The organism is Pseudomonas sp. AC211 (assembly GCF_979258055.1).
Genome location: NZ_OZ409830.1, coordinates 447,305 through 473,224 on the forward strand (window position 1 = coordinate 447,305; position 25,920 = coordinate 473,224).

Consider the following 25,920-nt stretch of genomic DNA (forward strand, 5'->3'; position numbering starts at 1 on the left):
GGCAACTCCTGAACGATGGCGCGGGTTACTGCTGAAATTGCTCAATCACGGGCTGGCCGAGTTCGCGCACCAGTGAGTCGGCGTTGATGTCGGCGATGGTTTTGGCGCCCGTCAGCACCATGGCCACGCGTATTTCCTTTTCGATCAGCTCCAGCAGGTTAGTCACACCGGCGCCGCCCGCTGCGGCTAGGGCGTAAATAAACGCGCGGCCGAGCATGACCGTGTCGGCGCCCAGGGCGATCATGCGCACCACGTCGAGGCCGTTGCGAATGCCGGAGTCAGCCAGAATCGCCAGGTCGCCTTTGACGGCGTCGGCGATGGCCGGCATGGCGCGGGCGCTCGACAATACGCCGTCGAGCTGACGGCCGCCGTGGTTGGAGACGACGATGCCATCGGCGCCAAATTTCACCGCGTCTTTGGCGTCTTCTGGGTCGAGGATGCCTTTGATCACCATCGGGCCGTCCCAGAAATCGCGGATCCATTCCAGGTCTTTCCACGAAATCGACGGGTCGAAGTTGGCACCCAGCCAGCCAATGTAGTCGGCCAGCCCGGTGGGGTTGCCTCGGTACGCGGAGATATTGCCAAGGTCGTGCGGGCGGCCAAGCAGGCCGACATCCCACGCCCAGCTCGGATGGGTAATGGCTTGCAACATGCGGCGCATCGGCGCGTTGGCGCCGCTCATGCCGGAATGGGCGTCGCGGTAGCGGGCGCCAGGCACTGGCATGTCGACGGTGAATACCAGCGTGGTCACACCGGCTGCCTTGGCGCGCTCCAGGGCGTTTTTCATAAAGCCACGGTCTTTAAGCACGTACAGCTGGAACCACATGGGGCGGTCGATGGCGGGCGCTACTTCTTCGATGGGGCACACCGAAACGGTCGACAAGGTGAACGGAATACCTTTTGCGGCGGCGGCTTTGGCGGCCTGCACTTCGCCCCGGCGCGCGTACATGCCGGTCAGGCCGACAGGTGACAGCGCCACGGGCATGGCCAAGGTTTCGTTGAACAGCCGGGTTTCCAGGCTCAGCTCGGACATATTGCGCAGGACGCGCTGGCGCAGGGCGATGCTGGCCAAGTCCTCTACGTTGCGCCGCAAGGTGTACTCGGCGTAGGCGCCACCGTCGATGTAATGAAAGAGAAACGGCGGCAGCTTGCGTTGGGCGGCGATCCGGTAGTCGGAAGAAGCGGAAATAATCATAGGGTCGTCCCGTGTGGAAAAAGACCCGAAGCGGCGAGCCGCCTCGTTCAGTTCAGCGCCGACACCCGCAGCGGCGGGGCGGCGCCAGCGGGTTTAATGCACCAACATGCCGGTAAGCCAATAAGCCTGGGCCAGGGTGATCAGGCCGACAAAAGCGGCGAAGATCAGGCTGTGCTTGAGGGTGAAGCGGAACAGATCCGACTCCTTGCCCACCAGGCCGGTCGCGGCGCAGGCCACGGCAATTGACTGCGGCGAGATCATTTTGCCCGTCACGCCGCCGCTGGTATTGGCGGCCACCAACAGGGTGTCGTTCACCCCGATCTGGTGCGCGGTGGTGGCTTGCAACGAGCTAAAGAGCGCATTGGAGGAGGTATCCGAGCCGGTCAGGAACACGCCCAGCCAGCCAAGGAACGGTGAGAAGAACGGGAAGGCCGCGCCGGTGCCAGCGAGTACCAAGGCCATGGTCGAGGACATGCCCGAGTAGTTGGTGACAAAGGCAAAGGCCAGCACCATGCCGATGGACAGGATCGGCCAGCGCAATTCGTACAGGGTTTCTTTAAAAGTGGTCAGACCAGTTTTGAAATCGATTTTCAGGATCAGCATGGAGATGAGCGCTGAGAAGAAAATCGCCGTGCCGGTGGCTGAAATCGGATCGAGCTTAAAGATCGCCGGAATGGCCGTTGGCGCGGTCACGATAGGCGCCGTTTTGATCACCAACTGATCCAGGTGCGGAATCGCGAAATTGAACACGGTGCTGTACATCGCGCCGCCAGCCGCAAACAGAGCCTTGAACGGCTTCAGCGTCCAGATGGTCACCAGCACGGTGAGAATCAGGAAGGGCGACCAGGCTTTGAATATTTCACCCAGGCTATAGGGCGAAGCGGTGGTCGTACGCGGTTGGCCGAAACCGCCCACGCTCGCCACTGCACTGCCACCCGTAGCGCCGGCAATTTGCGCATTGGCGCTGCGACGCGGCTGCCACACTTTCAGGAACAAGGTGAGCGACACCAGGCTGACGAGTGCGGAGGTGATGTCGGGCAGTTCCGGGCCGATGAAGTTCGAGGTGAAGTACTGAGTGATCGCAAACGACAGACCTGCCACCAATGCTGCCGGCCAGGTTTCTTTGATGCCGCGCCAGCCATCCATCATCGCCACCAGCCAGAACGGCACGATGATCGACAGAAGCGGCAACTGGCGGCCGGCCATGGCGCCGATCTTGAAGGCGTCGATACCGGTCACCTGGCCTGCGACGATGATCGGAATACCCAGCGCACCGAACGCCACCGGTGCGGTGTTGGCGATCAGGCACAGGCCCGCCGCATACAACGGGTTGAAACCCAGGCCCACCAGCAACGCGGCGGTAATCGCCACTGGCGCGCCGAAGCCCGCCGCGCCTTCGAGGAACGCGCCAAAAGCAAAACCGATCAACAAGACCTGCAAGCGTTGGTCGTCGGTAACGGAAAGCACAGAGCTGCGGATGATTTCGAACTGGCCGCTTTTCACGGTCAGTTTGTAGAGAAATACCGCCGCGACGATGATCCACGCGATTGGCCAGAGGCCGTACATAAATCCGTAGCCGGCGGCGGCAAACGCCATGTCCGCCGGCATCTGGAAGGCGACGATGGCGATGACGATCGACAACGCCAGGGTGATGCTGCCCGCCACGTGGCCTTTGAGGCGGAACACGGCGAGCGCAAGGAAGAAGAAAACGATCGGTACGACAGCCGCCAGGGCGGACAGCCCAAGACTGCCCAATGGGGTGTACAGCTGTTGCCAGGTTTGCATCGTCGGTTGGCTCCCTGATTATTGTTGGGTGTGCCTGGGTGTTGGGTCACGGTCCAGGCGCTTGTGGCGGGATGGGTGTGCTCAACTTGCGTGTCGGTTAAGTGGTCATACCAATTTACAAAACCGACGGCTCAGGGTAAAAGCCCTACACAGACTCTGTCAATTTGCCTACATACGACTTTGGTCTTGGTGTGGGCGGAGTCAGGTAATTCTTGTGAGATGAACGGCGCGGTCGTTAGGCTGCTGCCGACGCGTCTCAGGCGCAGGCTAGAACGGTCGCGATTTGAAATTGGGCGTAGCGGAGAAAGGCATGGGGTTCGGTCATATTCAACAGCGCCGCTTGTCGGACGATATCGTTTCACAGCTTGAGCGCATGATTTTGGAAGGCACGCTCAAAGCAGGGGAGCGTTTGCCGGCCGAGCGAGCGCTGGCGGAACAGTTCGGCGTGTCGCGCCCTTCGTTGCGTGAAGCCATTCAGAAGCTGGCGGCCAAGGGGCTTTTAGTCAGTCGCCAGGGCGGCGGTAACTATGTGGCGGAGTCGCTGGGCTCGACCTTCAGTGATCCCCTGCTGCATCTGCTGGAGAGCAATCCCGAGGCTCAGCGCGACTTGTTGGAGTTTCGCCACACCCTGGAAGGCTCGTGCGCGTTTTATGCGGCGCAACGGGCCACTGAACTGGACCACCAGCGCCTGCGCGAGGCATTCGAAGCGCTGCAACAGTGCTACGCCAGCGAAGGTAAAGTCAGTCGCGCCGAAGAGGGCGCGGCGGATGCGCGCTTTCATCTGGCCATTGCCGAAGCCAGCCACAATGCCGTTTTGCTCCACACCATTCGCGGGCTGTTCGACCTTCTTAAGCGCAACGTGGTGACCAACATCGGCGGCATGTACGCCCTGCGTAGCGAGACGCGCAAAATGCTTATGCAGCAGCACGGCGAGCTGTATCAAGCGATTATTGACGGACGCGCGGAAGAGGCGCGGGAAGTTTCCAATCGCCATATTCACTACGTGCAAGAAGTGCTGGCCGAAGGGCTGCAAGAGGCGCAGCGCGTGGCGCGGGCGGAGCGGCGGCAGGGGTTTTAAACGCGCTGAAGCAAAAAAGCATCGCGGCTAAAGCCGCTCCTACAGAGTGCGCGAGTCGTAGGAGCGCTTCAGCCGCGATGCTTTTGGATGCAGCAGGTTGGGCGGTGTTAGTCGTCCTTGCCTTTGGTGCGGACGGCGCGTTGCAGCTCGCGGTCGGAATCGCGCTCACGCTCGGTGTGGCGTTTGTCGTATTCCTTCTTACCTTTGCCCAAGCCGATTTCGCACTTGATCAGGTGCGCTTTCCAGTAAATCGACAGCGCCACGCAGGCATAACCTTTCTGCTGCACTGAAGAAGTGAGCTTCTCGATTTCGCGCTTGTTAAGCAGCAATTTGCGGGTGCGGACCGGGTCGGCAATAACGTGGGTGCTGGCCGCAGTCAGTGGCGCGATGTGCGCGCCGATGAGCCAGGCTTCGTCGTTTTTCAGCAGTACGTAGCTGTCGACTAACTGCGCTTTACCGGCGCGCAGGCTTTTGACTTCCCAGCCAGCGAGCACCAGACCTGCTTCGAATTTATGTTCGATGAAGTAGTCGTGACGGGCTTTCTTGTTTTGGGCGATGGTGCCCTGAGGGTGTTTTTTTTGCTTGGCCATAGGCGCGGCATTATAAGCAACAGTCTTGCTGCTGGCGACAGTTTACGCAGCCGCTACGCTAAGGCTGCTCGTGTTGCCATCACGGCGCGTGCCCTTGAGGGGCAGGGGTGAATCTCGGACAATGCGCGCCTCTTCTTTTCGGCCTCCCTTGGGCCGCATCAACCGGCAGGTTTTTTATGGCAGGCGACAAGGTTTCGGTTCACGGCTCGTGGGCCAGCCGCTGGGTATTTATTTTCGCCGCAACCGGCTCGGCGGTAGGGCTGGGCAGTATCTGGAAATTCCCGTACATGACCGGCGTGTATGGCGGTGGCGCGTTCGTGTTGATGTTTTTGCTGTGCATCGCGCTGCTGGGTGTGCCGGTGATGGTGGCGGAGACCTTGATTGGTCGCCGCTCCCGCTTGAGCCCTGCCAACGCCCTGCGAGCGCTCGCCGCTCACACCGCCCATGCGGGTAAATGGTCGTGGGCAGCGTTCGCCGGAATGGTCACTGCCCTGTTGATTCTTTCCTTTTATAGCGTGGTAGGCGGCTGGGCTTTGGACTACATCCTCGGCGTTGGCTGGGGGAAATTTCAGAACATCGAGGGCGAACAAGCCTCGCGCTATTTTGCCGACATGGTTGCTGACCCCTGGCGGCTGATCCTTTGGCACTCTGCCTTCATGCTGTTGTCAGCTGTGGTGATCGCTCGCGGCGTGGTCGAAGGGCTGGAGCGCAGCTTGCGGGTAATGATGCCGCTGTTGTTTGTGCTGCTGCTGATTTTGCTCGGCTACAGCCTGACCACCGGCCATTTCATGGAGGGCGTGCGGTTTATGTTCCACCTCGACCCTTCGAAACTCATGGATGGTTTGCTGCCAGCTATGGGGCACGCGTTTTTCTCGTTGAGCGTGGGGATCGGCGCCATCCTGGTGTATGGGGCGTACATGCCCAAGCAAACGTCCATCACCGGCACGGTAGTGGGTGTCGCGTTGCTGGACACCTTCGTGTCGCTGATCGCCGGTTTGGCCTTGTTCCCGATTGTGTTCGCCGCCGGTTTGAACGCGGGCGAGGGGCCGGGGCTGATGTTCGTGACCTTGCCGCTGGCATTTGGCAACGTGGCGTTCGGGCAGGTGATCGGCGTGGTGTTTTTTGTGCTGGTGACGGTTGCCGCCTGGAGCTCGGCGATTTCGCTGCTGGAGCCGATGGTGGCGTATCTGGTTGAGCGCACCCGTTTCAGTCGCGCCAAGATCACCTCGGCGCTGGCCTTCAGTTGCTGGTTCGTTGGGCTCGGTACGGTGTTTTCGTTCAACATCTGGAAAGAGGCCAAGTTCTTTGTTAGTGAGGGCGAAGGTTTCCGGCTTTATCAGTGGGGTGCTGCCGGCGGACTCGACCTGTTCGGCGTCATCGACTTTTTCACCTCACGCATCATGCTGCCGCTCGGCGCCTTGACCTTCGTGGTGTTCGCCGGCTGGATCATGGGACGCGAGGCGGTCCGTGATGAACTGGCGATGCGCAATCCTCGCTTGTTCGCCATTACCTTCTTCCTTATGCGTTATGTCGCGCCGCTGGGTATCCTCATCGTGTTCGCTACGCAGTTATTTAAGTGAGATTTGCATGACCACCCATATTCAACGCTCCGCTTTACTGCCGTATCCGGCCCAGGCGCTATTCGACCTGGTTAATGACGTGGCGAGTTACCCGGACTTCCTACCCTGGTGCGCCTCGACCACCGTGATCGAGGAGACCGACACCTTGATGCGCGCGAGTCTGGAAGTGGCCAAAGGTGGATTGAGCCAGCGCTTCGTTACGCGCAATACGCTGGTCAATGGCCAAAGCATCGAGATGAATCTGGAAGAGGGGCCGTTCACTGAATTGCATGGCGTCTGGCAGTTCAAGGCGCTGACCGACAAGGCCTGCAAAATCAGCTTGGACCTTTCCTTCGAGTATTCCGGCCAATTGGTGCGTGCCACCTTGGGGCCGCTGTTCAACCAGGCTGCTAACACCTTGGTGGATGCGTTCTGCCAGCGGGCTAAAGAGTTGTATGGCTGAAGCGCTGATTACGGTTGAAGTGGTGTATGCCTTGGCCGATGAGCAGCACCTGTTGCCGTTGCAGGTGCCGGCGGGTACGACGGCGCGGCAAGCCGTAGAGCGGTGCGGCCTGACGGCAACGTTTGCCGAACTGGATCCGCAAACCTGCCCGCTCGGAATCTTCGGCAAGGCGCTGGCTGATCCACAAGCGCGTGTGTTGGAAGACGGGGATCGGGTAGAAATTTACCGCTCCTTGCTGGCTGATCCGAAAGAGGTGCGCAAGCTGCGCGCAGCGAAGGCGGCGGCAAAGCGGCAGTAGCTTTGTTCTTGGCGTGGTAGCGAATCGTCCCACTGCCCACAGCGCTTGGTTTACGAATTTCAGGCAACAAAAAGCCCGGACTGGTCCGGGCTTTTTTGTGTCGCCAGTAAAGGATTACTGAGGCGAGGTTTCCAGCGGAGTTGGCGTTGGAACCGGTACGGTCTCGACGTCGACGTCTTTCTGGATTTTCTCAAGCAGCGAGCCAGGCTTGGCGGGCTCTTCGGGCTTGGTTTTTTCTTCCGCTTTCGGCGCTGCGGCCGGGGCGTCATCCGGGCCGAGAATTTCCTGGTCGCGGCTCACGCCTGGCATGAAGTCACCGGACAAGCCTGCCAGTTGGTCATTGGCGTCGAAGAGGATGCTCACGCGTTCTTGCAAGCGCTGACGGCCACCGGGCTGGATGCTGTAGAGGTAGTCCCAGCGGTTGGCGTGGAAGGTGTCGGTAATCATCGGGTTGCCCATGATAAACCGCACTTGGCGTCTGGTCATTCCAGGCTTCAACTGGTCTATCATGTCCTGCGTCACGACATTGCCCTGCTGGATGTCGATTTTATAAACCCCGGGGAATGAACAGCCGGCGAGTGCGAGTAGGCCCACAACGGTGAGGCTAGTCAGCAAGAGCTTGGTGTTTTGCATCGGTGGGAGACTTCCACTATCTTGGCTGGGCAATTTGGCCACCGATCATACCTGCATTGAAGGGAGCTGCGAAGCAGCAACCACGAGAAAGCTGACCATGGTAGAAAATAGCGAACTACGTAAAGCTGGCCTGAAAGTGACCCTGCCGCGGGTCAAGATTCTGCAGATGCTCGACTCTGCAGAGCAGCGCCATATGAGTGCGGAAGATGTCTACAAGGCACTGATGGAGGCTGGCGAGGATGTGGGTTTGGCCACGGTCTACCGTGTTCTGACACAGTTCGAAGCTGCTGGTCTCGTGGTGCGTCATAACTTCGATGGCGGTCATGCCGTATTCGAACTGGCAGATGGCGGTCACCACGACCACATGGTCTGCGTCGATTCCGGCGAAGTGATCGAGTTCTTCGATGCGGAAATCGAGAAGCGCCAGAAGGAAATCGTGCGTGAGCATGGTTTCGAACTGGTGGATCACAACCTGGTTCTCTACGTCCGCAAAAAACGTTGATTGGAATCTTCTGGTCGTCGGCCATGCTGCGTTGAGCGCCGCCATAAAATGCTCACGTACTTGAGTACGCTGCGCTTTTCTGCCGTCGCTCGCCTTGCCTGGCTCTAGCCCAGAAGCCCCAATCCACGTTTTTAGATACGCAATAAAATTGGAATCTTCTGGTGGTCGGCCATGCTGCGTTGAGCGCCACCATAAAATGCTCACGTACTTGAGTACGCTGCGTTTTTCTGCCGTCGCTCGCCTTGCCTGGCTCTAGCCCAGAAGCCCCAATCCACGTTTTAGACTCACGAAATAAAAACGCCGCGTCTCGAAAGAGCGCGGCGTTTTTTATGGCGGCCGTTTTTAAGCGTTGGCTGCAGCGCTGCTGACCATTTTCTTCGCATGGGCCAGAGATTCTTCCGTGAGATCCACGCCGCCCAACATCCGCGCCACCTCTTCAACGCGACCGGCGCTGTCGAGGGTTGCCACGGCCGTGTGGGTTTCGCCATCACCGCGCGCCTTGTGTACGAACAAATGTTGATGCCCTTGCGCGGCCACTTGTGGAAGGTGCGTCACGGTCAGCACCTGCCCTCGTTCACCAAGCCGGCGTAGCAATTGGCCGACCACTTCGGCCGTTGGGCCACCAATGCCGACGTCCACTTCGTCAAATACCAGCGTGGGTACGCGCGAGGTCTGGGCCGTGATTACCTGAATCGCCAGGCTGATCCGCGACAGCTCGCCGCCAGAGGCGACCTTCGCCAGCGCTTTAAGCGGCTGGCCTGGGTTGGCGCTGACCAAGAACTCCACCTGTTCCAGTCCTTGCGGGTGCGGGTCAGTGCTGTTGGTGTTGTGCAGTTCGATGGTGAAACGTCCGCCGGGCATGCCCAGGCGCTGCATTTCTACCTCGACGGCGCGGGCCAGGTTGCTGGCGGCGCCGTGGCGAAGGGCGCTGAGTTCTTCAGCTTTTTCCTGGTAATGACGTGCGAACGCCGTCAGCTCTTCGGCGAGTCGCTCGGTGGCTTGGTCGTCTGCATTGAGGCTTTCCAGCTCCTCGAACAACTGCTGCTGCAGGTTCGCCAGTTCGCTGGGCAGAATGCGGTGCTTGCGCGCCAAGGTATAAATAGTATCGAGGCGTTCTTCCAAGAGCTGGAGACGCTCGGGGTCGGCGTCGAAGTGGTCAAGGAAGCGATTCAGTTCGCCAACCGCTTCTTCCACTTGAATCTGCGCGCTGGCGAGCAGGTTTACCGCTTCACCCAGCGAGCCCGGTTGGCTGCGGAAATTGCTCAGGCGGCTCACGCTGCCGGTCAGCGCAGACAGCACGTTGCCACCGTCATTTTCGCTGCATTGCTCAATGACCAGCCGGCAGGCGCTCAGAAGGCCCTCCGCATTTGTCAGGGTTTTGTGTTCCTGCTCAAGCTGTTCCAACTCATTTTCGCCGAGGCCCAGGTTGTCCAGTTCCTCTAGCTGATAGCTGAGCAACTGATGGCGCGCGCGTTGCTCATCGCTGGCGCTGGACAGTCGCTCCAGCTCGTTTCGAGTTTGTTTCCAGCGCTGCGCAGCTAGTTGCACCTGGCGCGCCAGCTCCTGGCTACCGGCGAATTCATCCAGCAGGCGGCGGTGTGTTTCCGGCTTTAGCAGGGATTGGTGTTCGTGCTGGTTGTGGATATCGATGAGCAATTCACCGATGGCTTTCAGGTCGCCTTGCGGGCACGGCGAGCCGTTGATGTAACCGCGTGACCGGCCTTCGGCAGTGATAACGCGGCGCAGGATGCACGGGCCGTCATTGTCCAGGTCGCGCTCGGCCAGCCAGGCCTTGGCTTCGGGAATGTCGGCGAGATCGAAGCTGGCGAGAATGTCGGCTTTATCGGCGCCGGGGCGCACCACGCCGCTGTCTGCGCGGTCGCCGAGCGTGAGGCCGAGGGCGTCGAGCATGATGGATTTGCCGGCGCCGGTTTCGCCGGTGATCACGCTCATTCCGCCATTCAGCTCGAGGTCGAGGTGCTCGACGATGGCGTAGTTGTGTACGGAAAGATGTACCAGCATGGCGGAGGCTCCAGGCATAAAGTCTGGTTATTTATACAGTGTTTGTTTTATGCCTGACAATCCTCTCCTGCTCTTGAATCGTCAGATTGTGGCCCCATATAAGCGGCAGAACCGTGAGTTGAGGCTCGCGACGTGAATACTCACCGCTCGGAACGGTTTAGCCCGAGCAGGCAAGCGATATAAAGAGGAGAACCGCATGGCCGACGAACAGACCCAGAACGCCCAGAATCCAGACATTGAAAATGCTGCCGAGTCGGCAGTGGGCGAAGACCTGGCGGCCCGCGTGCAAACGTTGGAAGAGCAGCTCGCTGCTGCTCAAGACCAAGCGTTGCGCGTTGCGGCTGACATGCAGAACGTGCGCCGCCGCGCCGAGCAGGATATTGAAAAGGCGCACAAGTTTGCGCTGGAAAAATTCGCCAACGACCTGCTGCCGGTTGTCGACAGCCTTGAGCGTGGCCTTGAACTGTCCAACCCCAACGACGAGGCGATCAAGCCTGTACGTGAGGGCATCGAGCTGACGCTCAAGCTGTTCCAGGACACGCTCAAGCGTTACAACCTCGAAGCCATTGACCCGCACGGCGCGCCGTTCAACGCCGAGCATCATCAGGCGATGGCAATGCAAGAGGCCACCAACGTTGAGCCCAATAGCGTGCTCAAAGTGTTCCAGAAAGGTTATCTGCTCAATGGCCGTTTGCTGCGCCCCGCGATGGTGGTGGTCAGCAAGGCGCCAGCCGAGCCGCAACCTTCGATTGACGAGCAGGCTTGAAATTCGCCGTAAGGCCCCCATTTATCAGTCAAGCGTTTAAGTGCTACCGCAGTTAGCCACCACTGCTGCGGCAACCAAATTCAGTTTCAGGAGAGCAAACATGGGCAGAATTATCGGTATCGACCTGGGGACCACCAACTCCTGCGTCTCGATCCTCGAAAACGGCAGCGTCAAGGTGTTGGAAAACGCCGAGGGCGCGCGTACCACTCCTTCGATCATTGCTTACACCAACGACGGCGAAATCCTTGTTGGTCAGTCGGCCAAGCGTCAGGCAGTCACCAACCCGCACAACACCTTGTATGCGGTGAAGCGTCTGATCGGTCGTCGTTTTGAAGAAAACGTCGTACAGAAAGACATCGAGATGGTGCCGTACAAAATTGTCAAAGCTGACAACGGCGACGCTTGGGTAGAAGTGAAAGGCCAGAAGATGGCACCGCCACAGATTTCCGCCGAAGTGCTGAAGAAAATGAAGAAAACCGCCGAAGACTACCTCGGCGAGCCAGTGACCGAAGCGGTAATCACCGTTCCGGCCTACTTCAACGACAGCCAGCGCCAGGCCACCAAAGACGCCGGCCGCATTGCTGGTCTGGAAGTTAAGCGCATCATCAACGAACCAACCGCAGCCGCTCTGGCTTACGGTATGGACAAGGCTAAGGGCGATCACACTGTGATCGTTTACGACCTGGGTGGGGGTACCTTCGATATCTCGGTAATCGAAATTGCCGAAGTCGACGGCGAGCACCAGTTCGAAGTGTTGGCCACTAACGGCGACACTTTCCTGGGTGGTGAAGACTTCGATATTCGTCTGATCGACTACCTCGTTGACGAATTCAAGAAAGAAAGCGGCATCAACCTCAAAGGTGATCCGCTGGCCATGCAGCGTCTGAAAGAAGCTGCTGAAAAAGCCAAGATCGAGCTGTCGTCCGCTCAGCAGACTGACGTCAACCTGCCGTACATCACTGCAGACGCTAGCGGTCCTAAGCACTTGAACGTGAAGATTTCGCGCGCCAAGCTGGAGTCGCTGGTTGAAGACCTGGTGCAGCGCACCATCGAGCCTTGCCGTATTGCGTTGAAAGACGCCGGTATCGACGTCGGCGCGATCCACGACGTGATTCTCGTCGGTGGTCAAACCCGTATGCCGCTGGTGCAGAAGCTGGTTACCGATTTCTTCGGTAAAGAAGCGCGTAAAGACGTCAACCCGGACGAAGCCGTGGCCATGGGTGCTGCGATTCAAGGCGCCGTGTTGGCTGGCGACGTGAAAGACGTGTTGCTGCTTGACGTTAGCCCGCTGACCCTGGGTATCGAAACTATGGGCGGCGTGATGACCGCGCTGATCGAGAAAAACACCACGATTCCTACCAAGAAATCTCAAGTGTTCTCGACCGCTGACGACAATCAGGGCGCAGTGACCATTCACGTGCTGCAGGGCGAGCGTAAGCAAGCCGCGCAGAACAAGTCGCTGGGCAAGTTCGACCTGGCCGAGATTCCGCCAGCACCGCGTGGCGTGCCGCAAATTGAAGTGACGTTCGATATCGACGCCAACGGCATCCTGCACGTGTCGGCGAAAGACAAGGCCACTGGCAAGCAGCAGTCCATCGTGATCAAGGCCAACTCCGGTCTGTCCGAGGAAGAAATCGAACAAATGGTGCGTGATGCCGAGGCCAATGCCGAGGAAGATCGCAAGTTTGAAGAGCTGGCTGGTGCTCGTAACCAAGGCGACGCATTGGTTCACGCCACCCGTAAGATGATCACCGAAGCGGGCGACAAAGCCACTGCGGATGAGAAGGCTGCGATTGAAAAGGCGCTGGGTGAACTTGAAGTCGCGATCAAAGGCGACAGCAAGGAAACCATCGACGCCAAAGTGGCTGCGCTCTCCGAAGCGACCGCTCCGCTGGCTCAGAAAATGTACGCCGAGCAGCCTCAGGCTGGCGAAGCGGCACCTGGCCAGGAAGAAGCCAAAGGCGGCGCTGACGATGTAGTCGACGCCGAGTTTGAAGAGGTCAAGGAAAACAAGTAAGCGTCCATTTGCTTGCTCTCCAGCCCGGCCAACTCACCAGTTGGCCGGGCGTTATCCGCCACGCGGGAGCTTGCTCCCGCGTTGGCGTGTCTGGAGAAGCCGATTTAAGAGTGTTGAAGAATTATGGCTAAGCGTGACTTTTACGAAGTGTTGGGTGTTGAGCGTGGCGCGAGCGAAGCCGAGCTGAAAAAGGCTTACCGACGCCTGGCGATGAAGCACCACCCGGACCGCAACCCTGGCGATAAAGAGGCTGAGGAGCGCTTTAAAGAGGCCAATGAGGCCTATGAAGTGCTGTCGGACGCCAACAAGCGCGCAGCGTTTGACCAGTATGGTCACGCCGGCGTCGACCCGAGCATGGGTGGCGCAGGTGCTGGCGGTGCCGGCTTTGGCGGCGCGAACTTCTCCGATATCTTCGGTGACGTATTCAGCGATTTCTTCGGCGGCGCCCGTGGCGGTTCGCGCGGCGGTGCGCAGCGCGGCAGCGATTTGCGCTACACCCTGGAACTCGATCTGGAAGAAGCCGTACGCGGCACTACCGTCACCATTCGCGTGCCGACGCTGGTCAACTGCAAAACCTGCGATGGTTCGGGTGCCAAGAAGGCACCAGTCCGGTTACCTGTACGACCTGTGGCGGTATTGGTCAGGTGCGCATGCAGCAGGGCTTCTTCTCGGTGCAGCAAACCTGCCCGCGTTGCCATGGTAACGGCAAGATGATCGCTGACCCGTGCGGCACCTGCCATGGTCATGGTCGTGTTGAAGAACACAAAACCTTGTCGGTTAAAGTGCCGCCGGGCGTGGACACTGGCGACCGCATTCGCCTGTCTGGCGAAGGTGGAGGCGGGCGCTATGGGCGGGCCGGCTGGCGACCTGTATGTCGTGGTGAATGTGCGCGAGCACGCGATTTTCCAGCGTGACGGCAAGCACCTGTACTGCGACGTGCCAATCAGCTTTGCCGACGCGGCGCTGGGTGGCGAACTGGAAGTGCCGACCCTTGATGGTCGCGTGAAGTTGAAGATTCCGGAAGGTACGCAAACCGGCAAGCTGTTCCGTCTGCGCGGCAAGGGCGTTGCACCGGTTCGAGGTGGTGGTGCTGGGGACTTGATGTGCCGGGTTGCGGTGGAAACGCCGGTGAATCTGGACAAACGTCAGCGCGAGTTGCTGGAGGAATTCCGCAAATCGCTTGCCACCGACGACAGCCATTCGCCCAAGGCGAGCGGTTGGTTTGAAGGCGTGAAGCGTTTCTTCGGCGACGTGTAAACGGAGCTGGCGAGGTCTGAGTGCTTCGCCGGTTGCAAGTTATTAGCTGGGAGCTGAATGAATGCAACGTATAGCCGTAGTGGGCGCCGCCGGGCGCATGGGCAAAACCCTGATTGAGGCGATTCAGCAGGCCGATGGCGCCAAGCTGACAGCCGCAATTGATCGCCCGGACAGCAGTCTGATCGGTGCTGATGTCGGCGAGTTGGCTGGCATGGGCAAGTTAGGCGTAATTCTGGTGGGCGACCTCGCCGAGGTGGTTGAGCAGTTCGATGTGCTTATCGACTTCACGCATCCCACCGTAACCCTGAAAAACCTGGAAGTCTGCCGCAAGGCTGGCAAATCCATGGTGATCGGCACTACCGGTTTCAGCGTTGAGGAAAAACAGCGGCTGGCCGACGCGGGCAAGGACATCTCGATCGTCTTCGCCGCCAACTTCAGCGTCGGCGTCAATTTATGCTTGAAGTTGCTCGATACCGCCGCGCGCGTGTTGGGCGACGACGTGGATATTGAAATCCTCGAAGCGCACCACCGGCATAAAGTCGACGCGCCCTCTGGCACAGCCGTGCGCATGGGCGAAGTGGTCGCGCAGGCGCTTGGGCGTGATCTGCAGAAAGTGGCGGTATACGGTCGTGAAGGTCAGACCGGAGCCCGTGACCGCGAAACTATCGGCTTTGCTACCGTGCGCGCTGGCGACATCGTTGGCGACCACACGGTGCTGTTTGCGGCCGACGGCGAGCGCGTTGAGATCACGCACAAAGCATCAAGTCGCATGACCTTTGCCCGCGGTGCGGTGCGTTCGGCGCTGTGGCTGAATGAGAAGCCGGCGGGGCTTTACGATATGCAGGATGTGCTTGATCTGCACTGAGGCGACTAAACGGTTGTCATCGTGGGTAGACCAAAAATGCCTTTTTCTGTAAGCTACAGCTTTAGTGTGTCCACTAAAAGCGCGCAGTTAACTTGAAAAAGTGATTCTCAAAAAAGCGGGGTGACGTGTCTAAGCGTCATCCCGCTTTTTTTACAACCTGCGTACGCCCCGTCAGGCTTGATTTACCGGAGGTCTTCTTGACTAAGCCAGCCATACTCGCCCTTGCTGATGGCAGCATTTTTCGCGGCGAAGCCATTGGAATCGACGGTCAAACCGTCGGAGAGGTGGTGTTCAATACTGCTATGACCGGCTATCAGGAAATCCTCACCGATCCTTCCTATGCCCAACAAATCGTTACCCTGACTTATCCCCATATCGGCAACACCGGCACCACGCCGGAAGACGCCGAGTCGAACCGCGTCTGGTCCGCCGGCCTGGTGATACGCGATCTCCCATTGGTGGCAAGCAACTGGCGTAACACCATGTCGCTGTCGGATTACCTGAAAGCCAACAACGTTGTGGCTATCGCCGGTATCGACACGCGCCGCCTGACCCGCATCCTGCGTGAGAAAGGCGCCCAGAACGGCTGCATCTTGGCTGGCGACAACATCTCCGACGAGCAAGCCTTGGCAGCCGCGCGTGGCTTCCCCGGTTTGAAAGGCATGGACTTGGCCAAAGTGGTCAGCTCCACCGAGCGCTACGAATGGCGCTCCAGTGTCTGGAACCTGAAGACCGACAGCCACCCGGATATCGACGCCAGCGAGCTGCCGCACCATGTCGTCGCCTTCGACTACGGCGTGAAATTGAACATTCTGCGCATGCTGGTTGAACGCGGCTGCCGCGTCACCGTGGTGCCGGCGCAAACGCCAGCCAGCGAAGTGCTAGCCCTTCAACCGGACGGCGTATTCCTGTCTAACGGCCCTGGCGATCCGGAGCCGTGCGACTACGCGATTCAGGCGATTAAAGAAGTGCTGGAAACCGAGATTCCGGTATTCGGCATCTGCCTCGGCCACCAATTGCTGGCGCTGGCCTCGGGCGCCAAGACCGTGAAAATGGGTCATGGTCACCACGGTGCCAACCACCCGGTTCAAGACCTCGATACCGGCGTGGTGATGATCACCAGCCAGAACCACGGTTTCGCAGTGGACGAAGCAACCTTGCCGTCCAACCTGCGCGCTACGCACAAGTCGCTGTTCGACGGCACCCTTCAAGGCATTGAGCGCACCGACAAGGTTGCCTTCAGCTTCCAGGGCCACCCTGAAGCGAGCCCGGGTCCGCTGGACGTTGCTCCTTTGTTTGACCGATTCATCGAAGCCATGGCCGCGCGCCGTTAAGCCTGCCGACTGACCAAAGGATTCGAGAGTAGAAAATGCCAAAACGTACAGACCTTAAAAGCATCCTGATCCTCGGCGCCGGCCCCATCGTTATCGGCCAGGCGTGCGAGTTCGATTACTCCGGCGCCCAGGCCTGCAAGGCCCTGCGCGAAGAGGGTTACCGGGTCATTCTGGTGAACTCCAACCCGGCCACCATCATGACCGACCCGGCCATGGCCGACGCCACGTACATCGAACCGATCAAGTGGCAAACCGTTGCCAAGATCATCGAAAAAGAGCGTCCAGACGCACTGCTGCCAACCATGGGTGGCCAGACCGCACTGAACTGCGCCCTGGACCTGGAGCGCCACGGCGTTCTGGAAAAGTTCGGCGTGGAAATGATCGGCGCCAATGCCGACACCATCGACAAAGCCGAAGACCGCTCGCGTTTTGACAAGGCCATGAAAGACATCGGCCTGGCCTGTCCGCGCTCCGGTATTGCCCACAACATGGAAGAGGCCAACGCGGTGCTCGAGAAGCTCGGCTTCCCGTGCATTATCCGTCCGTCCTTCACCATGGGCGGCACGGGCGGCGGTATCGCCTACAACCGTGAAGAATTCGAAGAAATCTGCGCCCGTGGTCTGGATCTGTCGCCGACCAAAGAGCTGCTGATCGACGAGTCGTTGATCGGCTGGAAAGAGTACGAGATGGAAGTGGTCCGCGACAAAAAGGACAACTGCATCATCGTTTGCTCCATCGAGAACTTCGACCCGATGGGCGTGCACACCGGTGACTCCATCACCGTGGCTCCGGCGCAAACCCTGACCGACAAGGAATACCAGATTCTGCGCAACGCCTCGCTGGCAGTGCTGCGTGAAATCGGCGTTGAAACTGGCGGCTCGAACGTGCAGTTCGGTATTTGCCCGGACACCGGTCGTATGGTCGTGATCGAGATGAACCCACGGGTTTCTCGCTCCTCCGCGCTGGCCTCGAAAGCCACCGGCTTCCCGATTGCCAAGGTCGCCGCCAAGCTGGCAGTTGGTTACACCCTCGACGAGCTGCAGAACGACATCACTGGCGGTAAAACCCCGGCCTCGTTCGAGCCGGCTATCGACTACGTCGTTACCAAGATTCCTCGTTTCGCCTTTGAGAAATTCCCGAAAGCCGACGCCCGCCTGACTACGCAAATGAAATCGGTCGGTGAGGTGATGGCCATCGGTCGCACCTTCCAAGAGTCCGTACAGAAAGCTCTGCGCGGTCTTGAAGTGGGTGTGAACGGCTTTGATCCGAAGCTCGACCTGAGTAATCCGGAAGCCAAGGGCATTCTCAAGCGTGAGCTGACCGTGCCGGGCGCTGAGCGCATCTGGTATGTGGCCGACGCCTTCCGCGCTGGCATGAGCTGCGACGACATTTTTGCGCTGACCAAAATCGATCACTGGTTCCTGGTGCAGATCGAGGACCTGATCAAAGACGAAGAGCGCATCAAGACCATGGGCTTGTCGTCCATTGATCGCGACGTGATGTACAAGCTCAAGCGCAAGGGCTTCTCCGACGCCCGTTTGGCCAAGCTGCTGGGTGTGACCGAGAAAAACCTGCGCAGCCACCGTCACAAGTTGAAGGTGCTGCCGGTCTACAAGCGCGTGGACACCTGTGCGGCCGAGTTCTCCACCGACACCGCTTACATGTATTCGACCTACGAGGAAGAGTGCGAAGCGAATCCGTCGACCCGCGACAAGATCATGATTCTGGGCGGTGGTCCGAACCGTATCGGTCAAGGGATCGAGTTCGACTACTGCTGCGTCCACGCCGCCTTGGCGATGCGCGACGATGGTTACGAAACCATCATGGTTAACTGCAACCCGGAAACCGTTTCGACTGACTACGACACCTCGGACCGCCTGTATTTTGAGTCGGTAACCCTGGAAGACGTGCTTGAAATCGTCCGTGTAGAACAGCCGAAAGGCGTGATCGTGCAGTACGGCGGTCAGACTCCGCTGAAACTGGCTCGCGCGCTGGAAGAGGCTGGTGTTCCAATCATCGGCACGTCGCCAGACGCCATCGACCGTGCTGAAGACCGCGAGCGCTTCCAGCAGATGGTTGAACGCCTGAACCTGCGCCAGCCGCCAAACGCTACCGTGCGCAGCGAAGACGAAGCCATTCGCGCTGCCAACAAGATTGGTTACCCGCTGGTGGTGCGTCCGTCCTACGTGCTGGGCGGTCGGGCGATGGAAATCGTCTACGAAGAAGAAGAGCTCAAGCGCTATCTGCGTGAGGCCGTGCAGGTCTCGAATGACAGCCCTGTGCTGCTTGATCACTTCCTTAACTGCGCCATCGAAGTCGACATCGACGCGGTGTGCGACGGCGAGACAGTAGTTATCGGCGCCATCATGCAGCACATCGAACAGGCCGGCGTTCACTCCGGTGACTCGGCTTGCTCGCTGCCGCCGTATTCGCTGCCAGCCCACATCCAGAACGAGATCCGCGAACAGGTCAAAAAGATGGCCTTGGAGCTCGGTGTGGTGGGTTTGATGAACGTGCAGATGGCCGTGCAGGGCGAGGACATCTTCGTTATTGAAGTGAACCCGCGTGCTTCGCGTACCGTGCCGTTCGTGTCCAAGTGCATCGGCGTTTCCCTGGCGATGATCGCGGCTCGCGTCATGGCCGGCAAAACCCTGAAAGAAGTCGGTCTGACCGAAGAGATCATTCCGAACTTCTACAGCGTGAAAGAAGCCGTGTTCCCGTTCGCCAAGTTCCCAGGCGTAGACCCGATCCTCGGCCCAGAAATGAAGTCGACCGGTGAAGTGATGGGCGTGGGCGACACGTTCGGCGAGGCGTTCGCTAAAGCTCAGATGGGCGCCAGCGAAATCTTGCCAACGGGCGGCACCGCCTTTATTAGCGTGCGCGACGATGACAAACCGCTGGTTGCAGGCGTCGCTCGCGACCTGATTAGCTTGGGTTTTGAAATCGTCGCTACTGCTGGCACTGCCAAGCTGATCGAAGCGGCTGGCCTGAAAGTGCGTCGTGTGAACAAGGTGACCGAAGGCCGTCCGCACGTGGTCGACATGATCAAAAATGACGAAGTCACGCTGATCATCAACACCACCGAAGGTCGTCAGTCGATCGCTGACTCTTACTCCATTCGCCGCAACGCGCTGCAGCACAAGATTTACTGCACCACCACGATTGCAGCGGGCGAGGCTATCTGTGAAGCGCTGAAGTTTGGTCCCGAGAAGACCGTTCGCCGCTTGCAGGATCTGCATGCAGGATTGAAAGCATGATCAAGTACCCAATGACCGTCCAGGGCGCTCGCGCCCTGGAAGAAGAACACGCCCACTTGACCAAGGTCGTGCGTCCGAAGCTCAGCCAGGACATCGGCACGGCCCGCGAATTGGGTGACCTGAAGGAAAACGCTGAATACCATGCCGCGCGTGAACAGCAGGGTATGGTTGAGGCGCGCATTCGCGATATCGAAGGTCGGCTGCAAAACGCTCAGGTCATCGACGTGACCGCCATCGCGCCAACCGGCAAGGTGATTTTCGGCACCACGGTGGAAATTGCGAACGTTGAAACTGACGAGCGCGTGACCTACCAGATCGTTGGTGAGGACGAAGCGGACATCAAGCTCGGGAAAATTTCCGTAGGCTCACCAATCGCTCGCGCATTGATCGCCAAGGAAGAAGGCGATGTGGTTCCAGTGCGTACGCCGAGCGGGTTGATTGAGTACGAGATTGTCGAGGTTCGTCATATCTAAAGCCCGTCCACTCGATGTTGGGGTAGTCACCTGGCGGCTGGCTCAGACTTTCTGGGTTGGCGGCCTGTGGTTGCTTCACTTCGTGGTATTGCCTGCGCTGGAGCGGATCGGTCTTGCACCGATGCTCGTCGAGGAAATCGCCAACACGCTGAGTCCGCTGCTGGTGTTACTGGCAGCGGGTGGGCTGGTGCTGCAGATGCTTGTATTGCTGCAGGCCGAGCGCATTTCATCGTTGTGGCGCGATGTTCGCGGTCAGCTTCTGGTCGCGAGTTTGCTCGTGGCGCTGGTGTATGGTGCTCTGCATCGCTGGCAGCCGGACGCCCTGCGGTTGCAGTTGTTCTCGTTTTTGGTTTTAGCGTTATGCGGTGCGCTGTTGGTTCTACAGCCAGTGCCGGACGGCGAGGCAGCCAGGGCACGCACGGCGCGCCACTGACGAGTGATGGCAATCAGCTAAAACGGGTGACGTTCGACAGCTGTTTGTTCACTTTCGGATTCTTGCGGTAGATAAGCGCCATCTTGCCGATGACCTGCACCAAATCGCTTTTCGCGGTTTTGCACAGTTCTTCAATAGCAGCCAAGCGACTTTCGCGTTCGGTGATTCTTAGTTGAATCTTGATCAGTTCGTGATCAGTCAGCGCGCGCTCCAATTCGGCGAGCACACCTTCGGTCAAACCATTGTCAGCAACAATCAATACCGGTTTTAGATGGTGACCGATAGATTTGTACTGTTTCTTCTGCTCCTGAGTGAGCGGCATAATCTGACCCCTGCGTCTGATCTTGTAAAAAGCGGCGGCTAGTTTAACCGAGCGCCCTCGGTACCGCCCAGTTAATCACGCCCCGTTAATGTTGAGGTGCCCAGTGGCACGTTCCAAAACAAGCCAAGGTTGGTTGAAAGAGCATTTCAACGACCCGTACGTAAAAATGGCGCAGAAGGACGGCTACCGTTCCCGTGCCAGCTACAAATTGTTAGAGATCCAGGAAAAAGATCGCATTTTGCGGCCCGGCAACACAGTGATTGACCTTGGCGCTGCTCCTGGTGGTTGGTCGCAGGTGACCAGTCGGGTGCTCGGGGATAAAGGTCGGCTGATAGCCTCCGATATCCTTGAAATGGACAGCATTCCTGACGTCACCTTTATTCAAGGCGATTTCACGGAAGAGTCCGTCCTCGCGCAGATACTTGAGGCGGTCGGCGATCATCCGGTGGACCTTGTGATTTCGGATATGGCCCCCAATATGAGTGGGGTGAAGATGGCGGATCAAGCGCGTGCGATGTATCTATGCGAGTTAGCGCTGGATTTGGCAGGTCAGGTCTTACGTCCAGGTGGCGACTTCCTGATCAAAATCTTCCAGGGTGAAGGCTTCGATATGTATCACAAGCAAGTGCGAACCATGTTCGAGAAGGTGCAGATGCGTAAGCCGCTGTCTTCTCGTGACCGGTCCCGCGAGCAATATCTGCTAGCTCGCGGCTTTCGCGGGGCGCAAGATTGAACCCCTGAATGCAGGGCTCAGTCGAACGTTGTAAGAGTCGAGCGTTGTTTTGCCGTTTCACGGCAATGCCTCATAAAGGGTTACAGACGCTTCCTGCCTAGGTTCGGAAGTTGTGTAGTAAGTTAGGCGGATCAATATCCAGCCGTAATGCGAGGTTCGTCCCGCGTGGGGCCTGCTTCAGAGGGTAGCTAATTGAACGACATGGCAAAGAACCTGATCTTGTGGCTGATCATCGCTGCCGTCCTGGTGACGGTGATGAACAATTTCTCCAGTCCGAGCGAGCCCCAGACCCTGAACTACTCGCAATTTATCGAGCAGGTCAAAGACGGCGGCGTGCAAAAAGTCACCATCGAAGGCTTCACCATTACGGGCATTGGCACTGACGGCAAGCCTTTCACCACAGTGCGGCCGATGATCGAAGACCGCGGGCTGATCGGTGATCTGATCAACAACAACGTCACCGTCGAAGGCAAGAAGCCTGAGCAGCAGAGCATCTGGACTCAGTTGCTGGTTGCTAGCTTTCCGATTCTGGTGATCATCGCCGTGTTCATGTTCTTCATGCGCCAGATGCAAGGCGGCGCGGGCGGCAAGGGCGGCCCGATGAGCTTCGGCAAAAGCAAGGCGCGCCTGCTTTCCGAAGACCAGGTTAAAACCACTCTGGCTGACGTAGCGGGCTGCGACGAGGCTAAAGAAGAAGTGGGCGAGCTCGTCGAGTTCCTGCGTGATCCGGGTAAATTCCAGCGTCTGGGCGGCCGTATTCCCCCGTGGCGTATTGATGGTGGGCCCACCGGGGACGGGTAAAACTCTGCTGGCTAAAGCCATTGCTGGTGAGGCGAAGGTTCCGTTCTTCACCATTTCCGGTTCCGACTTCGTTGAAATGTTCGTCGGCGTTGGCGCCAGTCGCGTACGCGACATGTTCGAGCAGGCCAAGAAACACGCTCCTTGCATCATCTTCATCGACGAAATCGACGCCGTCGGCCGCCACCGTGGCGCCGGCATGGGCGGTGGTCACGATGAGCGCGAGCAGACACTGAACCAGTTGCTGGTTGAGATGGACGGCTTCGAAATGAATGACGGCATCATCGTCATTGCCGCCACTAACCGTCCGGACGTGCTGGACCCTGCCTTGCTGCGTCCCGGTCGTTTCGACCGTCAGGTTGTGGTCGGTCTGCCAGACATTCGCGGTCGCGAACAAATTCTGAAAGTGCACATGCGCAAAGTGCCGATGGGCGACAACGTTAAGCCTGCCGTCATTGCTCGTGGCACGCCGGGTTTCTCCGGTGCCGATCTGGCGAATCTGGTCAACGAGGCTTCGCTGTTTGCGGCTCGTGCTGGCAAGCGCATCGTCGAAATGAAAGAGTTTGAACTGGCGAAAGACAAAATCATGATGGGCGCTGAGCGCAAATCCATGGTCATGTCGGAGAAAGAGAAACTCAATACTGCGTTCCATGAGGCAGGCCACGCCATCGTTGGTCGCCTGGTTCCTGAGCATGACCCGGTTTACAAAGTGTCGATCATTCCTCGTGGTCGGGCGCTAGGCGTCACCATGTTTCTGCCTGAAGAAGATCGCTACAGCCTGTCGAAGCGCGCGCTGATCAGCCAGATCTGCTCGTTGTATGGCGGTCGTATTGCTGAAGAAATGACGCTGGGTTTTGACGGTGTTACCACCGGCGCTTCCAACGACATCATGCGTGCGAGCCAGATTGCGCGAAACATGGTTACCAAGTGGGGCTTGTCGGAAAAACTCGGCCCGCTTATGTATGCCGAAGAAGATGGCGAAGTGTTCCTCGGTCGCGGGGGCGGTGGTCAGCAGAGCAGCATGTCGGCTGATACGTCGCGACTGATTGATCTGGAAGTGCGTAGCATCATTGACGAGTGCTACGGCACCGCGAAACGTTTGCTCGAAGAGAACCGCGACAAGCTGAACGCCATGTGCGACGCGCTGATGAAGTACGAAACCATTGATGCTGATCAGATCGACGACATCATGAATGGCCGCACACCACGCGAGCCCCGCGACTGGCAGGATGATGGCGATTCCGGTTCTACGATCAGCAAACAAGATCCTGCTGAAGTGCCTGAAAAACCTATCGGTGGTCCAGCCGCTGAGCATTAAGGCCTGACATGTCTCTGACGCAACACTCCGAACCGGCTACCTTGTGGTAGCCGGTTTCTTGATTTAAGCCGCCCGCACGTGATGGGCATTCTTAACGTGACCCCCGACTCTTTCTCTGACGGCGGGCGCTTCAGTCGCGTCGATCTGGCGTTGCGTCACGCCGCCGACATGGTGGCTGCAGGCGCTACGCTTATCGACGTCGGCGGGGAGTCAACGCGCCCGGGAGCACGGGCCGTATCGCCGGTTGAGGAGTTGGAGCGCGTGGCGCCGGTGGTCGAGGCGATAGCGCGCGAGTTGGATGTGATCATCTCTGTCGATACGTCCACACCCGCTGTGATTCGCGAGTCAGCGCGGCTGGGTGCCGGGCTGATCAACGACGTCCGCTCGTTGCAGCGTGACGGCGCGCTAGAAGCTGCAGCGGCCACCCGCTTGCCGGTGTGTCTGATGCACATGCGCGGCGAGCCGGGCACCATGCAAGACAATCCGGTGTATGCAGATATCGTGGCTGAGGTGCGAGACTTCCTGGCTGAGCGCACGGCCGCTTGTGTAGCGGCTGGGATTGGCTCCGAGCGTGTAGTGCTGGATCCTGGTTTCGGCTTTGCCAAAACGTTTGAGCATAATCTGTCGCTGTTTAAGCACTTGGACGCCTTGCACGCGCTCGGCCGGCCTTTGTTGGTCGGCGTCTCGCGTAAAAGCATGATTGGTCGGGCGCTGGGTCGAGAAGTCGGCGACCGACTGCACGGCAGTCTTGGCATTGGCCGCTTTGGCAGTAGCGAAGGGCGCACATATTTTGCGTGTGCATGACGTGGCGGAAACCGTCGACGTGGTGCGCATGATTGCTGCTGTGCAAGCAGCAGATTAAGGAGCTCGGAGAGCAAATGGGCAAAAAATATTTCGGCACCGACGGCATCCGTGGGCGCGTAGGTCCGTTCCCGATCACTCCAGATTTCATGCTTAAGCTCGGCTGGGCGGCGGGCATGGCGTTTCGTAAGCAGGGTGCCTGCCGTGTGCTTATCGGTAAAGACACGCGAATTTCCGGTTATATGTTTGAGTCTGCCTTGGAGGCGGGTTTGTCTGCTGCGGGCGCCGACGTGATGTTGCTCGGCCCGATGCCGACCCCAGCCATCGCCTACCTGACTCGCACCTTCCACGCTGAAGCGGGCATCGTTATCAGCGCCTCGCACAACCCGCACGACGACAACGGCATCAAATTCTTCTCCGGCCAGGGCACCAAATTGCCCGACGAGTTGGAGCTGATGATTGAAGAGCTGCTCGACGCGCCGATGACGGTGGTGGAGTCGGCGAAGCTCGGGAAAGTGTCGCGTATCAATGACGCCGCTGGCCGGTACATCGAATTCTGTGAAGAACAGCGTGCCAACCAGCACCGATTTCGCCGGTTTAAAACTGGTGGTGGACTGTGCTCATGGCGCTGCTTACAAAATTGCGCCTAGCGTATTTCGCGAACTAGGCGCCAACGTCACGGTGCTGTCCGCTTCCCCTAACGGCCTGAATATCAACGATGACTGCGGCTCCACGCACATGGGCGCGCTGCAGGCAGCCGTTGTGGAGCATGGTGCGGATCTTGGCATCGGCTTCGATGGAGATGCCGACCGCGTGCTGATGGTTGATCACACGGGGGCTCTGGTCGATGGCGATGAGCTGCTGTACATCATTGCTCGAGATCTCCAAGAACTTGGCAAGCTGCAGGGCGGCGTCGTTGGGACGCTGATGAGCAATTTGGGGCTTGAGTTGGCGCTGGCCGATCTGAACATCCCCTTCGTGCGCGCCAATGTCGGCGACCGCTACGTAATCAGCGAACTGCTCGAGCGTAACTGGCAGATTGGCGGCGAAAACTCCGGGCATATCGTGTGCTTCCAACACACTACTACCGGGGACGCCATCATTGCCGCGTTGCAGGTGCTGTTGGCGTTGCGTCGTTGGGGTAAGAGTCTGGCAGAGGCCCGGCAGGGCCTGCGTAAATGTCCGCAGGTGTTGGTTAACGTGCGGTTTGCTGGTGGCGTCGACCCGGTTTCTCACCCGTCAGTTACCGATGCCTGCGCCCGCGTGACCGAGCGTATGGGCGGGCGTGGGCGCGTGTTGTTGCGTAAGTCCGGCACAGAGCCGTTGGTTCGTGTGATGGTCGAGGGTGACGACGAAGCCCAAGTGCGTAGCTATGCTGATGAATTAGCTAAAATAGTTACCGAAGTCTGTGCCTGATTCGG

At 58.7% G+C, this 25,920-nt stretch carries 19 protein-coding genes and 4 pseudogenes; 17 read left to right on the plus strand and 6 right to left on the minus strand.

All coding sequences use genetic code 11. From position 1 onward, the window contains the following. Positions 1 to 25 precede the first annotated feature (25 nt). Together lldD and ACZZZP_RS02220 are read right to left on the minus strand one after the other, a co-directional pair. Complete coding sequence (gene lldD, locus ACZZZP_RS02215; protein WP_122493085.1) at positions 26 to 1,195, minus strand: FMN-dependent L-lactate dehydrogenase LldD; 1,170 nt, start codon at positions 1,193 to 1,195, stop codon at positions 26 to 28. Between the two features lie 93 nt (positions 1,196 to 1,288). After that, positions 1,289 to 2,980, minus strand: a complete 1,692-nt coding sequence (locus ACZZZP_RS02220; protein WP_463381666.1) for a lactate permease LctP family transporter — start codon at positions 2,978 to 2,980, stop codon at positions 1,289 to 1,291. Between the two features lie 310 nt (positions 2,981 to 3,290). Between ACZZZP_RS02220 and ACZZZP_RS02225 the strand changes: the two genes are divergently transcribed. Next, entirely contained in the window at positions 3,291 to 4,058 is a 768-nt protein-coding gene (locus ACZZZP_RS02225; protein ID WP_463381667.1) for an FCD domain-containing protein, read from the plus strand. Between the two features lie 107 nt (positions 4,059 to 4,165). Here ACZZZP_RS02225 and smpB read toward each other — a convergent pair whose 3' ends face one another. Then, the gene (gene smpB, locus ACZZZP_RS02230; protein ID WP_122493082.1) at positions 4,166 to 4,648 is read right to left on the minus strand and encodes an SsrA-binding protein SmpB; all 483 of its coding nucleotides are present in this window, start codon (positions 4,646 to 4,648) and stop codon (positions 4,166 to 4,168) included. Between the two features lie 176 nt (positions 4,649 to 4,824). Here smpB and ACZZZP_RS02235 point away from each other — a divergent pair, with 176 nt between their 5' ends. From ACZZZP_RS02235 to ACZZZP_RS02245, 3 genes are read left to right on the plus strand one after another with little or no spacing between them, the layout of a single operon-like run. Then, on the plus strand, positions 4,825 to 6,228 hold the full coding sequence (locus tag ACZZZP_RS02235) for a sodium-dependent transporter (protein WP_463381668.1): 1,404 nt from the start codon (positions 4,825 to 4,827) through the stop codon (positions 6,226 to 6,228). A gap of 7 nt (positions 6,229 to 6,235) precedes the next feature. Next, positions 6,236 to 6,670 carry a type II toxin-antitoxin system RatA family toxin gene (locus ACZZZP_RS02240; RefSeq protein ID WP_122493080.1) on the plus strand — a complete coding sequence of 145 codons (435 nt, stop codon included), beginning with the start codon at positions 6,236 to 6,238 and terminating at the stop codon, positions 6,668 to 6,670. Beyond that, entirely contained in the window at positions 6,663 to 6,968 is a 306-nt protein-coding gene (locus ACZZZP_RS02245; RefSeq protein WP_122493079.1) for an RnfH family protein, read from the plus strand. The genes ACZZZP_RS02240 and ACZZZP_RS02245 overlap by 8 nt, the downstream gene beginning before the upstream one ends. Before the next feature lie 114 nt (positions 6,969 to 7,082). Here ACZZZP_RS02245 and ACZZZP_RS02250 read toward each other — a convergent pair whose 3' ends face one another. After that, positions 7,083 to 7,601 (minus strand): outer membrane protein assembly factor BamE, encoded by a 519-nt coding sequence (locus ACZZZP_RS02250; RefSeq protein WP_122493078.1) that lies wholly within the window; start codon positions 7,599 to 7,601, stop codon positions 7,083 to 7,085. A 97-nt stretch (positions 7,602 to 7,698) separates the two neighbouring features. On the opposite strand from ACZZZP_RS02250, the gene fur reads away from it, so the two are divergent. Next, positions 7,699 to 8,103 (plus strand): ferric iron uptake transcriptional regulator, encoded by a 405-nt coding sequence (fur, locus tag ACZZZP_RS02255; RefSeq protein WP_122454032.1) that lies wholly within the window; start codon positions 7,699 to 7,701, stop codon positions 8,101 to 8,103. Positions 8,104 to 8,445: 342 nt separating this feature from the next. On the opposite strand, the gene recN is transcribed toward fur, so the two are convergent. Continuing rightward, positions 8,446 to 10,125, minus strand: coding sequence for a DNA repair protein RecN (recN, locus tag ACZZZP_RS02260; protein ID WP_463381669.1), 1,680 nt, complete (start codon positions 10,123 to 10,125; stop codon positions 8,446 to 8,448). A gap of 136 nt (positions 10,126 to 10,261) precedes the next feature. On the opposite strand from recN, the gene grpE reads away from it, so the two are divergent. The 8 genes and pseudogenes from grpE (at position 10,262) to ACZZZP_RS02300 (ending at position 20,527) form a co-directional block, all read left to right on the plus strand. After that, positions 10,262 to 10,891 carry a nucleotide exchange factor GrpE gene (grpE, locus tag ACZZZP_RS02265; RefSeq protein ID WP_277342729.1) on the plus strand — a complete coding sequence of 210 codons (630 nt, stop codon included), beginning with the start codon at positions 10,262 to 10,264 and terminating at the stop codon, positions 10,889 to 10,891. Between the two features lie 100 nt (positions 10,892 to 10,991). Then, entirely contained in the window at positions 10,992 to 12,908 is a 1,917-nt protein-coding gene (dnaK, locus tag ACZZZP_RS02270) for a molecular chaperone DnaK (RefSeq protein WP_122493075.1), read from the plus strand. A 123-nt stretch (positions 12,909 to 13,031) separates the two neighbouring features. Continuing rightward, positions 13,032 to 14,165 (plus strand): annotated as a pseudogene (gene dnaJ, locus ACZZZP_RS02275) (molecular chaperone DnaJ). 61 nt (positions 14,166 to 14,226) lie between these two features. Beyond that, positions 14,227 to 15,030, plus strand: a complete 804-nt coding sequence (gene dapB / locus ACZZZP_RS02280; RefSeq protein WP_463381671.1) for a 4-hydroxy-tetrahydrodipicolinate reductase — start codon at positions 14,227 to 14,229, stop codon at positions 15,028 to 15,030. Between the two features lie 197 nt (positions 15,031 to 15,227). After that, positions 15,228 to 16,364 carry a glutamine-hydrolyzing carbamoyl-phosphate synthase small subunit gene (gene carA, locus ACZZZP_RS02285; protein WP_122493073.1) on the plus strand — a complete coding sequence of 379 codons (1,137 nt, stop codon included), beginning with the start codon at positions 15,228 to 15,230 and terminating at the stop codon, positions 16,362 to 16,364. 35 nt (positions 16,365 to 16,399) lie between these two features. Then, positions 16,400 to 19,621: a carbamoyl-phosphate synthase large subunit gene (gene carB / locus ACZZZP_RS02290; RefSeq protein ID WP_463381672.1), complete on the plus strand. Its 3,222-nt coding sequence runs from the start codon at positions 16,400 to 16,402 to the stop codon at positions 19,619 to 19,621. Next, positions 19,618 to 20,094: a transcription elongation factor GreA gene (greA, locus tag ACZZZP_RS02295; protein ID WP_463381673.1), complete on the plus strand. Its 477-nt coding sequence runs from the start codon at positions 19,618 to 19,620 to the stop codon at positions 20,092 to 20,094. The genes carB and greA overlap by 4 nt, the downstream gene beginning before the upstream one ends. Before the next feature lie 70 nt (positions 20,095 to 20,164). Continuing rightward, positions 20,165 to 20,527, plus strand: a complete 363-nt coding sequence (locus ACZZZP_RS02300; RefSeq protein WP_463381674.1) for an MFS transporter — start codon at positions 20,165 to 20,167, stop codon at positions 20,525 to 20,527. Between the two features lie 13 nt (positions 20,528 to 20,540). On the opposite strand, the gene yhbY is transcribed toward ACZZZP_RS02300, so the two are convergent. Further along, positions 20,541 to 20,849: a ribosome assembly RNA-binding protein YhbY gene (yhbY, locus tag ACZZZP_RS02305; protein WP_122493069.1), complete on the minus strand. Its 309-nt coding sequence runs from the start codon at positions 20,847 to 20,849 to the stop codon at positions 20,541 to 20,543. 103 nt (positions 20,850 to 20,952) lie between these two features. Here yhbY and rlmE point away from each other — a divergent pair, with 103 nt between their 5' ends. The 4 genes and pseudogenes from rlmE to glmM all read left to right on the plus strand — a co-directional run bounded on the left by rlmE (position 20,953) and on the right by glmM (position 25,915). Beyond that, complete coding sequence (rlmE, locus tag ACZZZP_RS02310) at positions 20,953 to 21,582, plus strand: 23S rRNA (uridine(2552)-2'-O)-methyltransferase RlmE (protein WP_463381675.1); 630 nt, start codon at positions 20,953 to 20,955, stop codon at positions 21,580 to 21,582. A 201-nt stretch (positions 21,583 to 21,783) separates the two neighbouring features. Next, positions 21,784 to 23,698, plus strand: a pseudogene (gene ftsH, locus ACZZZP_RS02315) (ATP-dependent zinc metalloprotease FtsH). Positions 23,699 to 23,725: 27 nt separating this feature from the next. Beyond that, positions 23,726 to 24,560: pseudogene (gene folP, locus ACZZZP_RS02320) on the plus strand (dihydropteroate synthase); the annotation flags it as partial. A 16-nt stretch (positions 24,561 to 24,576) separates the two neighbouring features. After that, positions 24,577 to 25,915 (plus strand): annotated as a pseudogene (gene glmM / locus ACZZZP_RS02325) (phosphoglucosamine mutase). The last annotated feature ends 5 nt before the right edge of the window (positions 25,916 to 25,920 follow it).